At 54.7% G+C, this 16570-nt stretch carries 15 protein-coding genes; 2 read left to right on the forward strand and 13 right to left on the reverse strand.

Annotated features, from left to right (window positions below):
* Positions 1–26: 26 nt before the first annotated feature.
* Positions 27–557 carry a hypothetical protein gene (locus FYC48_RS09370; RefSeq protein ID WP_149496432.1) on the reverse strand — a complete coding sequence of 177 codons (531 nt, stop codon included), beginning with the start codon at positions 555–557 and terminating at the stop codon, positions 27–29.
* Positions 558–796: 239 nt separating this feature from the next.
* Here FYC48_RS09370 and FYC48_RS09375 point away from each other — a divergent pair, with 239 nt between their 5' ends.
* Positions 797–1147 (forward strand): hypothetical protein, encoded by a 351-nt coding sequence (locus FYC48_RS09375; RefSeq protein WP_149496433.1) that lies wholly within the window; start codon positions 797–799, stop codon positions 1145–1147.
* A 103-nt stretch (positions 1148–1250) separates the two neighbouring features.
* On the forward strand, positions 1251–1943 hold the full coding sequence (locus FYC48_RS09380; RefSeq protein WP_149496434.1) for a hypothetical protein: 693 nt from the start codon (positions 1251–1253) through the stop codon (positions 1941–1943).
* 19 nt (positions 1944–1962) lie between these two features.
* Here the strand turns inward: FYC48_RS09380 and FYC48_RS09385 are convergent, their stop codons facing one another.
* The 12 genes from FYC48_RS09385 to FYC48_RS09440 form a co-directional block, all read right to left on the reverse strand.
* Entirely contained in the window at positions 1963–4095 is a 2133-nt protein-coding gene (locus FYC48_RS09385; RefSeq protein WP_235034168.1) for a heavy metal translocating P-type ATPase, read from the reverse strand.
* 10 nt (positions 4096–4105) lie between these two features.
* Positions 4106–4300: a hypothetical protein gene (locus FYC48_RS09390; protein ID WP_149496435.1), complete on the reverse strand. Its 195-nt coding sequence runs from the start codon at positions 4298–4300 to the stop codon at positions 4106–4108.
* A gap of 5 nt (positions 4301–4305) precedes the next feature.
* Positions 4306–4956: a cation diffusion facilitator family transporter gene (locus tag FYC48_RS09395; protein ID WP_149496436.1), complete on the reverse strand. Its 651-nt coding sequence runs from the start codon at positions 4954–4956 to the stop codon at positions 4306–4308.
* 105 nt (positions 4957–5061) lie between these two features.
* Positions 5062–5475: a thioredoxin family protein gene (locus tag FYC48_RS09400; RefSeq protein WP_149496540.1), complete on the reverse strand. Its 414-nt coding sequence runs from the start codon at positions 5473–5475 to the stop codon at positions 5062–5064.
* Between the two features lie 78 nt (positions 5476–5553).
* Positions 5554–6237, reverse strand: a complete 684-nt coding sequence (locus FYC48_RS09405) for an ABC transporter ATP-binding protein (protein ID WP_149496437.1) — start codon at positions 6235–6237, stop codon at positions 5554–5556.
* Positions 6238–6304: 67 nt separating this feature from the next.
* Entirely contained in the window at positions 6305–6874 is a 570-nt protein-coding gene (locus FYC48_RS09410) for a hypothetical protein (RefSeq protein WP_160149421.1), read from the reverse strand.
* Positions 6867–8096 (reverse strand): ABC transporter permease, encoded by a 1230-nt coding sequence (locus tag FYC48_RS09415; RefSeq protein WP_149496439.1) that lies wholly within the window; start codon positions 8094–8096, stop codon positions 6867–6869. Before FYC48_RS09415 ends, FYC48_RS09410 begins: the two co-directional genes overlap by 8 nt.
* Before the next feature lie 224 nt (positions 8097–8320).
* Positions 8321–9097 carry a hypothetical protein gene (locus tag FYC48_RS09420; protein WP_149496440.1) on the reverse strand — a complete coding sequence of 259 codons (777 nt, stop codon included), beginning with the start codon at positions 9095–9097 and terminating at the stop codon, positions 8321–8323.
* 258 nt (positions 9098–9355) lie between these two features.
* The gene (locus FYC48_RS09425; RefSeq protein WP_149496441.1) at positions 9356–9745 is read right to left on the reverse strand and encodes an RND transporter; all 390 of its coding nucleotides are present in this window, start codon (positions 9743–9745) and stop codon (positions 9356–9358) included.
* A gap of 46 nt (positions 9746–9791) precedes the next feature.
* Positions 9792–12983 (reverse strand): efflux RND transporter permease subunit, encoded by a 3192-nt coding sequence (locus FYC48_RS09430; protein WP_149496442.1) that lies wholly within the window; start codon positions 12981–12983, stop codon positions 9792–9794.
* Positions 12984–12994: 11 nt separating this feature from the next.
* Entirely contained in the window at positions 12995–14803 is a 1809-nt protein-coding gene (locus FYC48_RS09435) for an efflux RND transporter periplasmic adaptor subunit (RefSeq protein WP_235034169.1), read from the reverse strand.
* A gap of 731 nt (positions 14804–15534) precedes the next feature.
* Positions 15535–16299, reverse strand: coding sequence for a hypothetical protein (locus FYC48_RS09440; protein WP_235034170.1), 765 nt, complete (start codon positions 16297–16299; stop codon positions 15535–15537).
* Between the last annotated feature and the right edge of the window lie 271 nt (positions 16300–16570).

Raw genomic sequence — 16570 nt, forward strand, 5'->3', positions numbered from 1 at the left:
CACGGACTTCCAGTCGCTGAAGAGGCCTAGATCAGAAGGCGCGTACCGGTGTTCAGAAATGGTTGTCCGAGAACCTGTCGCTGAAGTATCTGAGGGAAAACAGAAACTTGCGCGCTCGTATGTTTCGATGCATCGCCAATCAACGCCAAGAGTAAATCGCCTTCGGATATTGGTGTTGCATCGTCCAAGACCGAATGAAAGAGCAGTCCGCCACAATACGGACACTTGTCATTCGGCGAGTGGTCGTTATCCGAAGGAGCGGGTTCCTGCTGAGACTGTGAATTCGGGCAACAGGAACAAACATGCATTGCATGCGTTGCCACTGCTTCCGTGCGTTCGCCAACCACCATGACCTTGCTGATGGCACAGCACGGTACGACTGACTGAAAAATCAGCAGTGCAGCCAAAAGCAGTGATGTAGCAACGCGGGGAAACACCGGGACATCCTTGTCGGTGAAAGTTCTAATTGGCGTTGGCTGAAAGGCAGCGAGAGGATCACTCGCACTGTCCGACGGCAACGGTTCTTCAGGATTATCGACCTGCTCAGCACGAATCACCTGTTCTGATTAAAGGGACGGAATCACAGGCATAATCCGCACAACTTTCCCGCTGGCAGTTCGCGTGGCGATAACGGAATCGTCGTCATTCAGACACCGGCTGTCGTCAATGTGAGTGCGCAACCTTCACGCCTTCGGCAGAAACCGCTGGTATTTCCAGTTGGCACACGTTGTGCAACCTGAGGAAATCGCGGCCCGATCGCATCAATTCTCTCAAATTCCCAAGAAGGATCAGACCCATGACGCGTCTTCTAGCACTGGCGGCCCTCGTCGCCGGATTCAGTCTCTTTGCCTCGACTTCGGAAGCCGGTGACTGGTACCGCGGTGGTCACGGAATTCATCACGGTCACCACGGCGGTCACGGTTATGCTCATGGAGGCGGCTACGCAGTTTCACCCTATTCCAACTATGGCTACGGGGGATTTTACGGGAGCCAGACCTTCGGATACGGCAACGGCCATGGCTACCAGCCTCGAGTTCGGCAGGGATTCGCACCTCGCTACCGATCCTATAGCAGTCATCAGCACGGTGGCCTGCATGTTGACATCGGGCGTTTTCACGTCTTGGGTATCGGCGGTCATCATCACTAAGCAATCGCTTATTCGAGCTCGAATCCCATCTCCTTGAGCCGTTCCGGCGGCTCTGTTCGCCTATCTGCCTTTTCCGAGTCAAGCAAGCCAACAGGATCAAACCATGATTCGCACGACTACGCTAGCAACCTTATCCGTGTTGGCACTCTTTGGCTGCATCGCAACTCCAGCGTCAGCCCAATACGTGTATGGCAACCTTCACGACTATTCCTACAGCCTCGATGATCACGGTCACCGAGACCACTACGATTCACATCACCGCTACCATCACAACCACGGCGACTACCACGGGTGTGGCCACATCTCGTACCCCAACCCAGCCCTGAGTCGTCATCACGCGATCCCCGCTTACGCTGAGGCTGCTGCCAGCCTATACGGAAATGACGCCATTTGCCGCGAGCCGATTGATTGTCCGCTTCAGCGTTGTGGAAATTTGCCGCATCGATTGACGGACGAATACGACTACGGTTTCAGCTTAGAAACGCCGAGCCACGACCACTCACACAGTGGAGACAGCCATTTCGGACATTCACACGAAGGTCATTCCCAGGATTTCCAGGCTCCGAATCGTGACGTTGCACCACCCGATGGAGGTTACATCGCGCGGCCATCGCTTCCTCGCGACTCCATAGGCGACTTTCAGCCAGAACAAGACTTCCGTCGTGAACAGCCGCAGCGAGATGACTCAATTCGCATGGACAGTCCACCACCACCTTCGCTTGAACCAAACTCGCCGTCTTCGCCGCGTGAAGGCAAACCAAAGCGATTCGATGTTCCACCACCATCAACAGTGTAAGCAACTCGGTGTAGCTCTTTCACGATTTCAGCAAACGCAAGCCGTTCCCAATAACCAGCAGTGAGGCTCCCATGTCGGCGGCGATAGCGGCCCATAGTGATGCGAAACCCGCGAAGGTCAGCACGACGAATAGAGCCTTGACGGCCAGTGAGAATGCGATGTTCTGGCGAATGATGCTAAGGGTTCGCCGGGAATGGTGAATCAGCCACGGCAGTTTCGAGAGATCGTCGGACATCAAAGCAATGTCGGCAGTTTCGATGGCCGCATCGCTTCCGGCGGCTCCCATCGCAAGTCCAAGTGACGCACGAGCCAGTGCGGGTGCATCGTTGACGCCATCGCCGATCATGGCGACGTGTTTGTGTTGCTCGACGAGACGCTCGACGGCGGTGACCTTGTCTTCGGGCAATAGCTCGGCATGAACTTCGTCGATGCCCGCTTCTTTGGCGATCGCTTTGGCGGTCCCTTCATTGTCACCGGTCAGCATCAGCAATTGCTCGACACCTGCTTCGTGGAGCTTCGCGATCGCGTCGCGGGTTTCTTCTCGAATGGCGTCGGCGAGTGTAATGAAACCGCAAACGTGTTCATCGTTTCCAACCACCACGACGGTTCGCCCCGCTTCCTGCATGGATTCCAGTTGCTGGTGAACCTCCGGTGTTTCCTGTCCACGCTGTTCCAAATAACGATGGGAACCCAGCCAGAAAGGCTTTCCCTGAATCACTCCGGAAGCACCTTTCCCTTGAATGGTTACGAAATTGTCGGCTGGTGGAATGGTCATCCCTCGGGACCGCGTTTCTTCGACGATCGCCTTCGCCAGAGGATGGTTGCTGTTGAGTTCCAAGGCCCCGGCGCGAGTCAGCAATTCAGCTTCATCGTGTCCATTCATTGGCACGACATCAATCACCCGAGGTGCTCCCTGCGTGAGCGTGCCGGTCTTGTCCATCGCGATGGCTTTGAGGTGCGCGGGAACTTCCACATAAACTCCGCCCTTGATCAGCACTCCGTTGCGTGCCGCTGCGGCGAGCGAAGCAACGACACTCACCGGCGTCGAGATCACAAGGGCACATGGGCACGCTATGACCAGTAACACCAGAAAGCGATAGAGCCAACCTGACCACTGATCACCAAAAGCCAAAGGCGTAATCAGCAGCATCAGCAAGGCCACGACCATCACAACCGGCGTGTAAACGGCGGCAAATTTTTCAACCCACTTTTCCGATGGGGCACGTTTAGAACCGGCATCACCGACCATCTTGATGATGCGAGCCAGCGTTGTGTCGTCAGCCGCTTTGGTCGTTTCGATTTCCAACAACCCGTCACCGTTGATCGTGCCCGCAAACACTTCATCGCCGTTCTCTTTTTCAACCGGGACACTTTCTCCTGTGATCGGTGCCTGATTGACGCTGCTTGTTCCTTTCGTGATGCGACCATCGAGCGGAATCCTCTCGCCGGGTCGGACAACGACGACCGATCCGACGGGAACATCAGCGGGTGCGACGTCCTTCACGTCACCAGTCTGATCTCGCAGGTGAGCGGTCGGAGGCGACAGGTCCATCAACGAAGCAATCGCCCGACGCGCCCGTCCCACGCTCCATGATTCAAGCAGCAATGAGAATGAGAACAGAAACGCAACCGATGCGCCCTCGAACCATTCGCCGATCAACACGGCTCCGACAACGGCGACTGACATCAACAGGTTCATATCGGGGCGGAGCGAAAAGAGCGATCGCCACGCCTTTGGCAGCACCAACACCAAGCCCGCAAGGATACCGATGCTGTAGAAGACGATCGAGGAAATCGGCACACTTTCGGTTTCGCCTCCGAGCGCCAACTGGATCACCAGCCCGACGAGCCCGAACAGGCCACTTACGGTGGTTAGGATTGATCGTTGATGCTGCTGCCAGAACGATTGATCGTCGGTCGTCTCCGATCGGTCCCGCCAATGTTCTGACCGAAGCCCGGTTCGCTCAATCGCCGCAAGGACGTCTCCTTCCGTTACGTCTGTCCCGGACAGGTCGACGATCAATTTGCCATTGAGAACATCGAATCCCAATCGCTCTTCGTTTTTCACGACAGGTAGAAGTTCCCGCTTCAGAAGCGTGACCTCTTCCGCGCAGTCCATGCCGTAAATCCGCAATTTCATTTCTGATGCCATTCGTATGTCTCTATAGTTCCTGCCATGCCGGCGTATGTCTCACCCAAGGGCAAAGCACGAAACCCAGATAAAACAGGACCAAGAGCACCCCCGCGGCGATCCAGAGATTTCGGTCCGGCTTCTTGATCGTCAGCAGCAAGTAGTAAAGAAAGAAATACCAGACTACCGCTTCGAGCATCCCGAGAATGATGTGTTTGAGTTCCATTTTGCTTACTCCAGTTGTTCGTTAGATGGGTCAACGGCCCAAGCCTCGCGTCCGGCATTGAATGCTTCCCAAGCGACATAGGGAACGATTAGCAATGCCGCGACCGGGTCAGCCCACCACCAGCCCTGCCACTGCACGAAGGCCAGACCAATCAACACGACGACCGTCTGATATTCACAGATCATCGTGTCGATCGCGTCATACTTCAGTGTGGGTGAACCCGTTTTCTTGCCGTAGTGATATTTGCCCCAACCCAGCAGCGGATTGATAACCAGCGAGACCAGCAGGATGCCAACGCCCCACCAAGACATTGATGCCGTTTCACCGCGGATTAATTTGCTCATCGCTTCATAGAGAATGAACAATGCGGCGATCGCAAATGCAGCTGACAGAACGCTCAACGTGACCTTCTTTCGCTTGAGCACATTGCATCTGCTGATGCCTTTTTCTTCTCCGCGAAGACGCCAGATCATAAACGCGGCGGAATTGCTTTCGACGATGCTGTCGACTCCCCAGCTGATAAGCGCCGAACTTCCCGTCGCGAAACCTGCGGTGAGCGAAACGACCACCTCGATGAGGTTGTAGACAAGACTCGCCGTTTCGATGTATCGCCCTTTGCGAATCTGCTCGATACGCTCATGGGTTGAATCGCTCATGAATGGACCTGTGAGTTGTTCAAGTTCTGCCTCGCTTACGCATCACGAATCCCCAATGATATGGGAAGGCATGCCGCTGTCCTTGCCTTTCATGAACGCGATGCTTCAGTTTTGTACACTGCCTTTTCCTTGGATGTTGTCGTTTCGCCGAAAGGGTCGAACAAAGTCGAGCAAAGCATCGACTGAACGCGCACCAGCGCTTTTCTCAACGACATCTCCGTGCCTAAAAAGCATCAGTGTCGGTAACTGATTGATTCCGTACTTTTCATTGATGAAGGGGTTCTCTTGCACATTAATCTCAACAACCTTGATTTCGCCTTGCAGCAATTCAGCCGCATCTCGGAACGCTGGCTTCATCTCCACGCAAGGTTGACACCACGGCGCCCACATATCCACTAAAACAGGCTCGTCGGCTTCAAGCACCTCACGATGAAAACTCTGGTCGCTGACCTCAATGACGACTCTTGACTCGCGAGTGTCTGATGGAGAAGTCTGTGAACTACAGCCGACTGCAAACATGCCAAGTATCGCAAGTAAAGTCGGATACTTGGCTTGGAATAGTGAATCCGTGCGAGTGCGGTACTGCATGGGACTTCTCTATGCGACGCGCCGCTCGTTCAATGATTGAGCACTGCCCTGCACAAGCCGCAGTGTCCGTTTGGCGAATGATGCGGTATCGCTATCATGAGTCACAAGAATGATCGTGCGTCCGTCCCGATGAAACTCGTCCAAGTACTCCATCACCTGATGCCTCGTTTCATGATCGAGATTTCCCGTTGGCTCATCGGCCAAAATCACTTGAGGGTCATTTGCAAGTGTCCTCGCCAAGGCGACGCGCTGCTGCTGCCCCTGGCTTAGCTCGCCCGGGTGATGGTCTAGCCGATCGCTGAGTCCAATTCGGTCCAACAGTTCGCCAGCTCGATCGATCTGCTGCTTTGCAGAGAGCCCCGCAAGCATCATCGGAACCTGGACATTCTCCTGCGCGGTTAGCCATGGCACGAGGTTGAAGGTCTGAAAAACAAATCCAATCTTTGTGCCACGCAATTTCGCGCGGTCTTCCACCGAAAGGTCGTAAAGTGAGACGCCATCGAACGACACGTCGCCCTGCTCCGGCTTAAGCATGCCACCCAGGACGGAAAGCAGCGTCGTTTTGCCACTGCCACTAGGGCCGACAATCGCGAGAAACTCGTTGTCCTCAATTGCTAAGTCAACCGCGTTGAGCGCGGTGACCATTTTGCCTCGGCAGTGATACGTTTGCGTGACTTGCTTAAGTTGATACATGGGAACTCCCTTTCGAATTGTAGATGTGATTTCTGTTACAGCCGGACACCCGCTGTGTGCGAGTTGACTAGTTCGCCCGGCATACTTTCAAAAGTGCGGCTTGTAGATCTGGATAAACAGGTACAAGTCGCTGTACCTGAAAAAGAGACAGCAGACGATCGGGGTCACCTGCGATAACAACCTCCGCCGCACAGGCTTGGATTTTTTCCTTGGACGCGATCAAGCCGTTAATGAATCCTGCACCGCAAATCCGTATCGATGTCAGATCGAGCACAATTGGCACGACAACAGGTATGGTGAGGATCAAATTGACGTCTCGAAAAACGCGAGCAAGCGCACTTTGATTGGAGGAGCTGAGTATCTCAGGGAATCGCAACACCCTGACGTCAACTCCTGGCGATATGCGTTCCTGCGTCAATCCTTCTCCGATTTGGCGGAGGTCGTCGCGTCGGCCACTATCGAGCGGCAGCGACGTCGACGAAACTCTCAGCTGAGTAAGCGAGTATTGATTATCCTGCAAAATCGGCTGATGAATGCGACGTTGGAGTTCGTCGCCAGGTCGACGGCAACCGATTTCGACTGCATCTTGGTATTTGAAATTCATGATTGAGTCACCGGGATGACATGGCCTACGCATCGTTAAATACCAGACAAGGATCCAAGCCGGCCGCTCGTCTTGCTGGGAGGAAACTCGCCAGCACAGCAACAAGCGTTGCAGCAACAAGACCGATAGCGAGTAACGCTGGCAGGGGCTCGACCGATACGTTCAACAACCGAGGCCCGAGGATGATGGCAAGCATCGTTCCTCCGACGTAACCGGCGACGCCGCCGACCACCCCCAGAACCACCGCCTTGCCAAGAAACAGCCTGGTTACAAAGCCGCGACTTGCACCCAATGCCATCAGTGTGCCAATTTCTTGACGTCGCTCGGTAACATTCGCAAACATCACGCTGGCGATGCTACTCGCACCAACCAGTAACAGAATCGAAAAGAAGATCCACGACAGCCTTGACATCAAAGTGTTGACGGCAAGTTGCGTCTGAACCACCTGGGAAATGGTGACAATTTTGGTCTCGGGAAGTTCCGCAGAGAGGTTGCTAATCAAACTGCCGGCGGCGTCTTCGCAACAAGCGATGATTTCGATCACATTGACTACCGGACCAGTTCCTGCGAGTTCTTGAACCGAATGCAGGTGCGCGAAGATCCGCGAATCATCAATCGTCCCGCCCTCAGGAAGAACTGCAATCACGTTGAACTTGGCATCGAACAGCCGAATGTTGTCCCCAACCTTCAACGCCAAGCTTGCCGCTGCATGACTTCCGAGGACCACTTCCCGTTCCCCCAGGTCTTTGATTGTTCGTTCGGTCGCAAGCGAACTGGGATCGTCCGACCCAGAAAGCGATGACGCCGAAGAACTACAACAACCACGATCGCTACCCACAGCGCCGGTCAGCATTCCAAGGCCTTGCCATGCGGACTTGGCTTGATACTCGCTACGGGGAAGAATTCCGGTGACTGTGATTTCTTGTCCGCTCGTCGAGGTCTCCACACACAGTTTGGGAGCCAAGTTCTCGACGCCAGGCAACCTCGCGAAGGCAAGTCGGGTGACAAACTCCTCCGGCATGGTCTCGCCGTGCATGTCCGCCGCATAGTAGTCTTGCAGTGACGCGTTGGGCGGCAACACCAGGACGTTTGCGCCAAGCGACTCCATGTCCCCGGCAATCTTTCGCTGTGAAAACACCGCAATGTTCTGGATCGCCACCAATGCCATCACTCCGAGCGTTACGGCTAATAAGCTGGTGATCATGGGCGTTGGGCGTTTGCGCATCTCTTTCCAAATCAGATGGTGAATTTTCATGGATCCCTCCGTGGATACTCTGTCGTCGGTGGCGTAAGTGGTTTACTGAAAGCCGGTGTTTGTCGGCTCGGGAGCCCAACATGGTCGCGGCGCGACGATTCGTGTCAGGCTGCCGAGCCGAGTCGTCGAGTTGCTTAAAAGGACAACTGCTTTCCGGCGACGGAAGCCCCACGCATGGGGCTTGTCCGTCTACAAGTGCATTGAGTGTTTGGGCGAAATGTTTTCTAACGCCGCGTGTTACCCTGCTTGGCGGCTGCTTTGTTGAACTTGCAGTTCTCGTCTTCACAACACTTGCCGACTGCAGCAATGGTCTCCGCCAGGGTGTCGAATGAAACGGACTGATCAAACACACCCAGCATCGATCCGGGAGGAGCCATGAAGGCGATTGATGCGGTCTGCCGGTCTGTCGGAACTTTCAACTGCTTGAGAAACCGCGATTCAGCCGGATCATCCGCACGCACGCTGACCACCTGCGTTCGGTCCCGATACATCTGATTTTCACTGAATGCTTTGATCGCTGGCGGCACCGTTGAACCATTTGCCGAATACGCGCACAGCAAGACAATTTGATCGTCCTGCAACGCTTTCAAGCAAGCTGCTTGACCAGGCGAGACAAACGACGCCTCGATTTGTTCGGCAGCGATCTTGCGTGGGAAAGCACTGCACACAGCCCCGTTTGGAGCTATAGCCACGACCGCTGGCAGCGGAATCCGAGTGGCATCAAACTTGGTAACAATGTCCTGGTTCGCCGCATCCGTGACGTTCACGGGAACTGCGACCGCGTCATTTCGCGATTGAAGCGTCGTCTGCAACGTTTTGTACATCTGCTGTGTATTCGCGTCGTTCGCGCGATAGAACAGCACAAATGAAAACTGGTTGTTGCCGGCCGCGGCTTCGATCGATTCTTGACCGGGGCCTGCTGCCTTGACGTTTGCGGTAGAGAAGCCGGCCATTATGGCAAGACACGCGATTGCGATTCCGTGCAAAATACGAAAGGTCATCCTTGAAACTCCTTGCGAGCCGATGGGAAACGTAGACCGCGAAATCGATCGGCCGGCGATTTCACGATTGTGACTGTTCTTGATCTAGGCAAAGCGACAGAAGGCAAGCGTATGCGAACGATACCCTCTGTCGGAGTTGAGCGTGATCGAGGGACGAGGCATCCATGGGCTGGCGTAACTCCTCAGTCCCTCGACCACGTTTGCTTAAAGGCCACACGCGGTACGCGCATGACATAAATCATTGCAGACTGCCCGAAGCTATTCGGTGGGCATCTCGGGGCGTTCGCCGAACTTGGCTTCGTACAGTGACGCGTACTTTTCAAAATTCTCCGGGTGGTGGATAAAGCACTGCGAGTCGGGGCGATTGTGTTCTTCGCACCAATCACCTTTCGCTTTGAAGTCTGCTACCAGAGACTTGTCGCACTGAGCGCACTCTTCTTCCGGAACTCCATGCTCGCCGCACCACCACTCGCCGTGCTGGTGCTCCGCATTATCGTGATCGCCATGCTCGTCATGGTCGGCGTGCTCACCTGAAGCGGGTGTCGCATCCGTCGAGGCAGTACCGGAATCAGAGCATCCGCTAAGCGACAGTGTTGCCGCGAAAAGGGCAGCACCAAGTAACATGGGGAATCGGAAACGATAGGTCATTCTTGTACTCCTGAGAGGGGACTTAAATTTAAAACGGTAACTAAGACTAGACCGAGGCAAGTTCCTGGCGGCGCTCGCTAGTTTCCTCGGGGGTGGACTCTTCCCTTGCCGACAATTCATCATCGGCCGTTGTCTTCTTGCGTTGAGGAAGGTTGAAGACGACGTACAGCACGCGCAACACGAGCAAGCTCATCACCATCGCGCTACAAACGCCGCCAATGACAACCGTCGCCAGCGGCCGTTGGACCTCAGCGCCCATGCCGGTGCTAAACGCCATCGGAACAAAGCCCAGGCTTGCCACCAGCGTGGTCATCAAGATCGGACGCAGGCGTGTCATCGCAGCTTCCTCGACAGCCTCATCAAGATTACGACCGCGGCGGCGAAGCTGGCGAATGGTGGATACCAACAGCATGTCGTCCAGGACTGCCACACCTGACAGGGCAATGAATCCAACCGCAGCCGAGATGGAGAACGGCATGTCTCGAATCCACAGTGCAATCACGCCGCCGATCCATGCGAACGGCACGCCAGTAAAGACTCGCAGGGTGTCGATCCAGTTGCGGTACGTCATGTAGAGCAATGAGAAGATCAGCAAAATTGCGACAGGAACGACAATCATCAGCCTCGCTTGGGCGCGCTGGAGATTTTCAAATTGTCCGCCCCACTCGACCCGATACCTTCCCGGCGGTAACGCAACTTGCGCGTCAACTTTCTGCCGAGCTTCGGCGACGAAAGTACCCATGTCGCGACCACGAACGTTCGATTCGATCGTGATCCGCCGTTGATACCACTCGCGTTTGATGGTGTTGGGAGCTTCTACCCGCTCGATGGTTGCCAAACGCGAAAGCGGAATTCGCTGTCCCGATGCAGTCGAAACCAATATGTCTTTGATCGCCTCGGGGCTGGCCCTCGCCTCTTCCGGTAAGCGAATGATCAGCGGAAAGCGTAACTGCCCTTCATAAACTTCACCGACGTTTCGACTACCGAGCGATCGAACTAGGTTCATGATCTGTGACGCAGGGACACCGTAGCGAGCAATCTCATCTTGCTTGATCCGGATCTGCAAAACGGGCTGTCCTGTAACCTGTTCAACTCGCACATCGGATGCGCCGGGAATGGATTTGAGAACGCGTTCGATCTCGGTTGCCTTTTGAACCATCAGGTCCAAGTCATCGCCGTACAGGATCGCAGCCACATCGGCGCGGACTCCCGAGATCATCTCATTCATCCGCATTTCAATCGGCTGAGACAGGGCGAGTCGTGGTCCAGGTAGATCGCGAAGTTCGCGCTGGACCAATCGTGTCAGTTCCTCTTGTGTTTCGGCTTGCTTCCACCGGTCGCGCGGTCGCAGCGTAATGAACAAGTCGGTCAGTTCCGTCCCCATCGGGTCGGTTGCCACCTCGGCTGTTCCGACGCGACTCCAGACGTGGGCGATCTCGTCCGGAAAGCTTTCCAGCAGCGTCTTTTCCATTCGCGTGTTGTAACGAATCGACTCCTCCAAGTCCGTTCCGGCCAGGCGAACGACATTGAGCGTGATCGCCCCTTCAGACAACCTGGGAACAAACTCGCTGCCAAGGTTCGGTGCAATGAGTCCAAACACGGATACCATCAACAGCAATGCCGAGCCGACGACGAACACCTTGTGATTCATCGTGAATCGCAACACGGGTGCGTAAAGTCGCTTCAGCAATCGCACCAGCAATGGATCTTTCTCTTTGATTCCTTTGGGTAGGAAGAGACTGGCCAAGACCGGCATCAACGTCAGCGATAAAACCATCGATCCGGCAAGCGCCATGATCACGGTCATCGCCATCGGACGAAATAGCTTGCCCTCAACGCCTTCCAATGTCAGGATCGGTAGGTAAACGATCATGATGATCAGTTCGCCGAACATCGTTGGCTTGCGAACTTCGATTGCGGCGTCACGGATGATCTCTAGTCGGCTGCGACCGTCACGGGGATGTGAAAGGTGGCGAACGCAGTTTTCAACCATCACCACCGAACTATCGACAACCAGTCCAAAGTCGATCGCACCGAGGCTGAGCAAGCTGGCCGCGATTCCAAATCGCAGCATGCCGGAAAATGCGAACAGCATCGATAGCGGAATTGCCAACGCGACGATGATGCCGGCTCGCAGATTGCCTAGGAAGATAAACAGCACAGCGATGACGAGCAGACCGCCCTCGAACAGATTTTTCTGAACGGTGTGAATGACGTGGTCGACCAACTCGGTGCGATCGTAGACCGTCTGAATCGTCATGCCAGCGGGGAGTGTGTCGCGAATCTGATCGACCTTATTTTTCAAGGCCCAGGTGACATCGTGACTGTTCTCTCCCATCAGCATGAAGCCCAAACCAAGAACCGCTTCGCCCCGACCATTGGCGGTCACGGTGCCTCGGCGGATCTCATGGCCGATCTCGACGTTTGCTACATCGCTCACACGAATCGGCACGCCGTCTTCTGCTTTCACGACGATGTCTTTGATCTGGTCAATGTTGACCGTTCGTCCAACGCCATGAACGAGCAACAATTCGCTGCCATCGGTGATGGTTCCGCCGCCAACGTTCTGATTGTTCGCTTGGATCGCGTCGGTGACTTGCTCGTACGTGAGTGAATGCTTGATCAGAGCGTCAGGGATCAAACGGACTTGATATTGCTTCTCGTATCCGCCCCAACTGTTGACTTCGGCAACGCCCGGTACGGAACGCAATTGAGGTTTGACGACCCAGTCATGGACCGTACGCAACTCGGTAAGACGCTGAACGCGTTCTGCTTGCGAAACCTGTGAAAAATCGACTCCGTCGAACGTTAATACGTAGTGAAAGACTTCACCGAGCCCAGTCGATACCGGTCCCATTTGAGGACGTTCAATCCCAACAGGCAATTCGACGGTGCTCAGACGTTCGTTGATCAACTGCCGAGCGAAGTAGATATCGATCCCATCCTCGAACAACACAACAACCTGCGAGAGGCCGAATTTGCTGATCGAACGCATCACCTGCAGGCCCGGAAGTCCGCTGATCGCCTGTTCCACCGGATACGTGATTTGACGCTCCACCTCCTCGGAAGAAAGTGATGGGGCCGTTGTATTGATTTGAATTTGAACCGGAGTCGTGTCCGGGAACGCATCAATGTCCAATTGCCGCAGCGAGAACGCACCCACCACTGCGAACACGATGGTGCCTAATATGACCGCGGCGCGGTGTCGGAGCGAAAAATCAATCAGCCAGTTCAGCATGTCCTTGCTCCTTATTCCTCAACGCAACATCCGGCGCCCAAGCCGTTCTTCAACAGCTGCGCTCGCAACACGTCGCTTCCTTCGACCGCGATCACCTCGCCTGGCAACACGCCAGCAATGACTTCCGTCTTGCCTTGATAGGTTGCCCCGAGCCTGACGCTGCGAACGTGGAAAACCTTCGGGCTATCGGGGCTGGCGAAATAGTCCTTGTCTCGTACAAAGACGACGTTGCAGCATCCTTCCCAGTGGGTTGCCTCTGAGGGAACGACGATGGCGTCATTTGCATCACGAAGGATCACTTTCCCGGTGCCAAACGTTCGGTCTCTCAGACGACCGTCTTGGTTATCCAGGATGGCACGCACGTCGATCATCCGCGTATGCTGGTCGGCGCCCGTGCTGATCCAATCCAGGCGACCTTCGATTATGCGACTGCTACCGTCGGGCGAGAATCGAATTTGCTGTCCGATCGATAATTGATCGATTGTTTCCAGCGGCAAACTGAGTCTGAGCCACATTTGGCTGGTGTCAGCAATCTCAAACAACTGCATCGACGGATCGACGACTTCTCCTAGGCTGACCGATCGATCAACAACAGTCCCACTGATCGGTGCCACCACGGGAAGCAGGTTTGTGGATGCTGCAAGCTCGTCGATGTTTGCAAGATAGGTTTGTGGAATTCCCAGCAGTCGCAAATTGTCAATTGCTTGGTCCTCACTCAAGCCACGCAAGTTGTCGGCATCGATAGGAAGACCAAGGTTTCGAATTGCTTGTTCAGCATTGAGCACATCGGCACGGGCCTTCGCCAAAGCTGCTTCGGCTTCAATGATTCTTGCTCCCGCGACGGCGCCGCGAGCATCCTTGAGTCTCGCGACGTTCTTCGCTTGAAGAGCTTTCTCGGCCAAGGCTCGGAGCAATTCTGACTTGATTTTGCCGACTGCCGTCGCATCGATAAGAGCCAGCAGTTCGCCTTGGCGTACCACGTCTCCGATATTCTTCTCAACCGCCCAAACACTGCCTGGCACTCGTGCCGCGATCGTCGCCTTACGAGTCGGGTCGTAGACGATCTCGCCATTGCCACTGACCGCTTCGATGACGCGATCGCGCTCGACGAGACCGATATCGACTCCAGCCTGGCGAACTGATTCGACCGACGCAAACTGAATACGGCTCTGGTAGAGCGTGCATCGACTGTTGTTTTCCTTGCGTACTCCCATCGCCAATGAAGATTGAGCCTGTCGTTGATCTTCCTGCAATTGTTCCTGGGAAGGTAGTGTCTTTCTTTCTGCCAGCTCCGGATGATCGAGGACGCAGTTGTGAACTCCATGTTTGCTACACCAACCGAAATCTTCGTTGGGTGGCATGAGTTCGGGATTGCACTGAACGCAAATGGAAGCCGGCACCGAGTGGTCCGAGCACCAATCATCCGATTCGGTAGTCGCTGTTCCAATGACAGAAGCGAACTTTGGCACTCGCCATTCGTTCTTATGGCCGAAGTAGAAAACCGCGGCGAAGCCCAGCAAAACGAGCGTCGGACCAGCAGCTCCGATTAACCCCTTCAACAAGGGGACGCCGGCTCTGTGCTTTCGTTTTGAAACACCCTCGCTAGGTTTCCCCTTGGCGGGTACGGGTTCCCGTGCCTCAGCGTTCGATTCTGAAACAGGCATGGTAGCCGACGCGCGTGATCCATCGTCAACCAAGGCACTGGAATGCTCGACCGGTGGTTCACCATGACCTGCTTTCAGTTCTTCCATTGAATCTGGAGCAGCACTGGGACTTCGGTTCGCGATCTTTGATGGCCGATCGATACTCTTTTGACTCATTGGTCCACTTCTCTCTCAATAACGCCTGCACACGACTTTCCGCAGCAATTGCAGAAAAACGATTACCTCTGGGACGCACTTTTGGCAGATGGGCACAACGGGTGCGACGACTCGGTGACCGTTCGATTACGCGTTCAAAGAGATGCAGCACGCGCAGGGTTCACTGCTGTCTGCTAAACCACGAACAAATAGAAACGGCCGAGAGAAGAAATCAAATCTGGAAAGATTGAAGACCGATACGCGCAGCGCGGCCGCTAGCAAACCGAGATATCAGCGGAGAGTGGTCCACTGAAACAGGAGAGAAGGAGTGGGACTGCGAAGTCCACTTAAACGATTCAATGGCAACCCAAGCGATCCCCGCTGACGATAGATCCAGGTTTACTGAGTCGCGATCAACGGTGGCGCCGTGGCAAATACAAGCCAAGCAATCGCAGTCGTCGCAAGGACAGGAGGGTTGAGGACTCTCATCATCCTGAATGTCATTGCCGCAACAGGAGTCACAGCAAGCATGAACCGGCTGAGCAGGATGCACGGCGTCCGCGCAGCCAGCACCCACAACGCACCGGAAAGGGCACGAAAAAATGCTGGCAATCAGAAGGAAAATCATCGCTGGACGCATAGGGATAGTTTATCGGCAGACTTTGCCGGTAGCAATAGAAATTCCGCTTGGGTTGTGGCTTTGGCCTGTTCGCAGGACCCGCTAAAGATACACCGCACTCGCAGGAACGTCCCTATTTGAACTCAGGTGGCGTGACGCCTTGCTCTTTCAACTGAGCCAAATACTTATCCGGTTCAGCAGCAAGCTTCTTGGCGCATCCGGCACAGCAAATGAAGACGGCTTTCCCTTTCACGTTCACTTTGCCGGGCGTTCCCATTCCACCCAGTGGTTCGTCCATCACGGGGCAGACTTTCTGCTTGGCGATTGCTTCTGCGTCAGCCAAAGTCGCTTCGAAAACACCAGGTCGGATCTCTTTACCAGACGACTTGTAGTATTTAGTCAGATACTGGTCAGGCGATGCTTTGACCTTCTCGATGCAGCCAGCACAGCACACGAACAACGACTTGTCGCCCAACTCTACCTTCGGAGGTTTGCCCATCGAACCAAGCTTCTGACCGCTCACGGGACAAGTACTTTGGAGGCTGATCAGCAGTTCGTCTGAGAGTTTTGCACCCTCACCCACTTTGCCCATCGAATGAAATTCCAAAGGCGATGACGCGACGCCGCTGAGCTGAACATTCATATGCAGCATGATCCCTTTCACTTTGGAAAGGTCCACGCCAACTCCCACCATGCCGTTCTTCAGCGGCTTTAGCGTGTAGCTGTATTTCTTGGGATTGTCACCAACATGAAGTGTCAGTTTGCCGGATGCTTGGGACGCGTCGATCGCTTTGCCCTCTGAAGTCATGAAGGCAAACATGATCCCCTTCTCTTGGAGAACCGTTTCGACTTTGTTTCCGTCCACCATTTGCAAGGATCCGCCGTGAGACCCACTCATGTCTCCATGTCCGGACTTTTGGTGAGTGTGTTCTGCTGCGGCGTGTTGTTGACTTGCGTCCTGTGCGGTTGCCTGCGAAGTTCCCACTAATTGCGATGTGCCGATTGTCATTACTGCTGCCAGAGCGTACGAAAGCCGTCGCATGTTTTGTTTTCCTGTGCTTCGAGATTGTCGTGAATAGGACCCTTTCGGAGCCTCTTTTCACGTTTGGATGCGTCGAGTGCCCGATTCTTCACGAAGTTGAAAAGCTTTTTTCGGCAGAGATTTTCGT

Source organism: Roseiconus lacunae (assembly GCF_008312935.1).
Lineage (GTDB): Bacteria > Planctomycetota > Planctomycetia > Pirellulales > Pirellulaceae > Stieleria > Stieleria lacunae.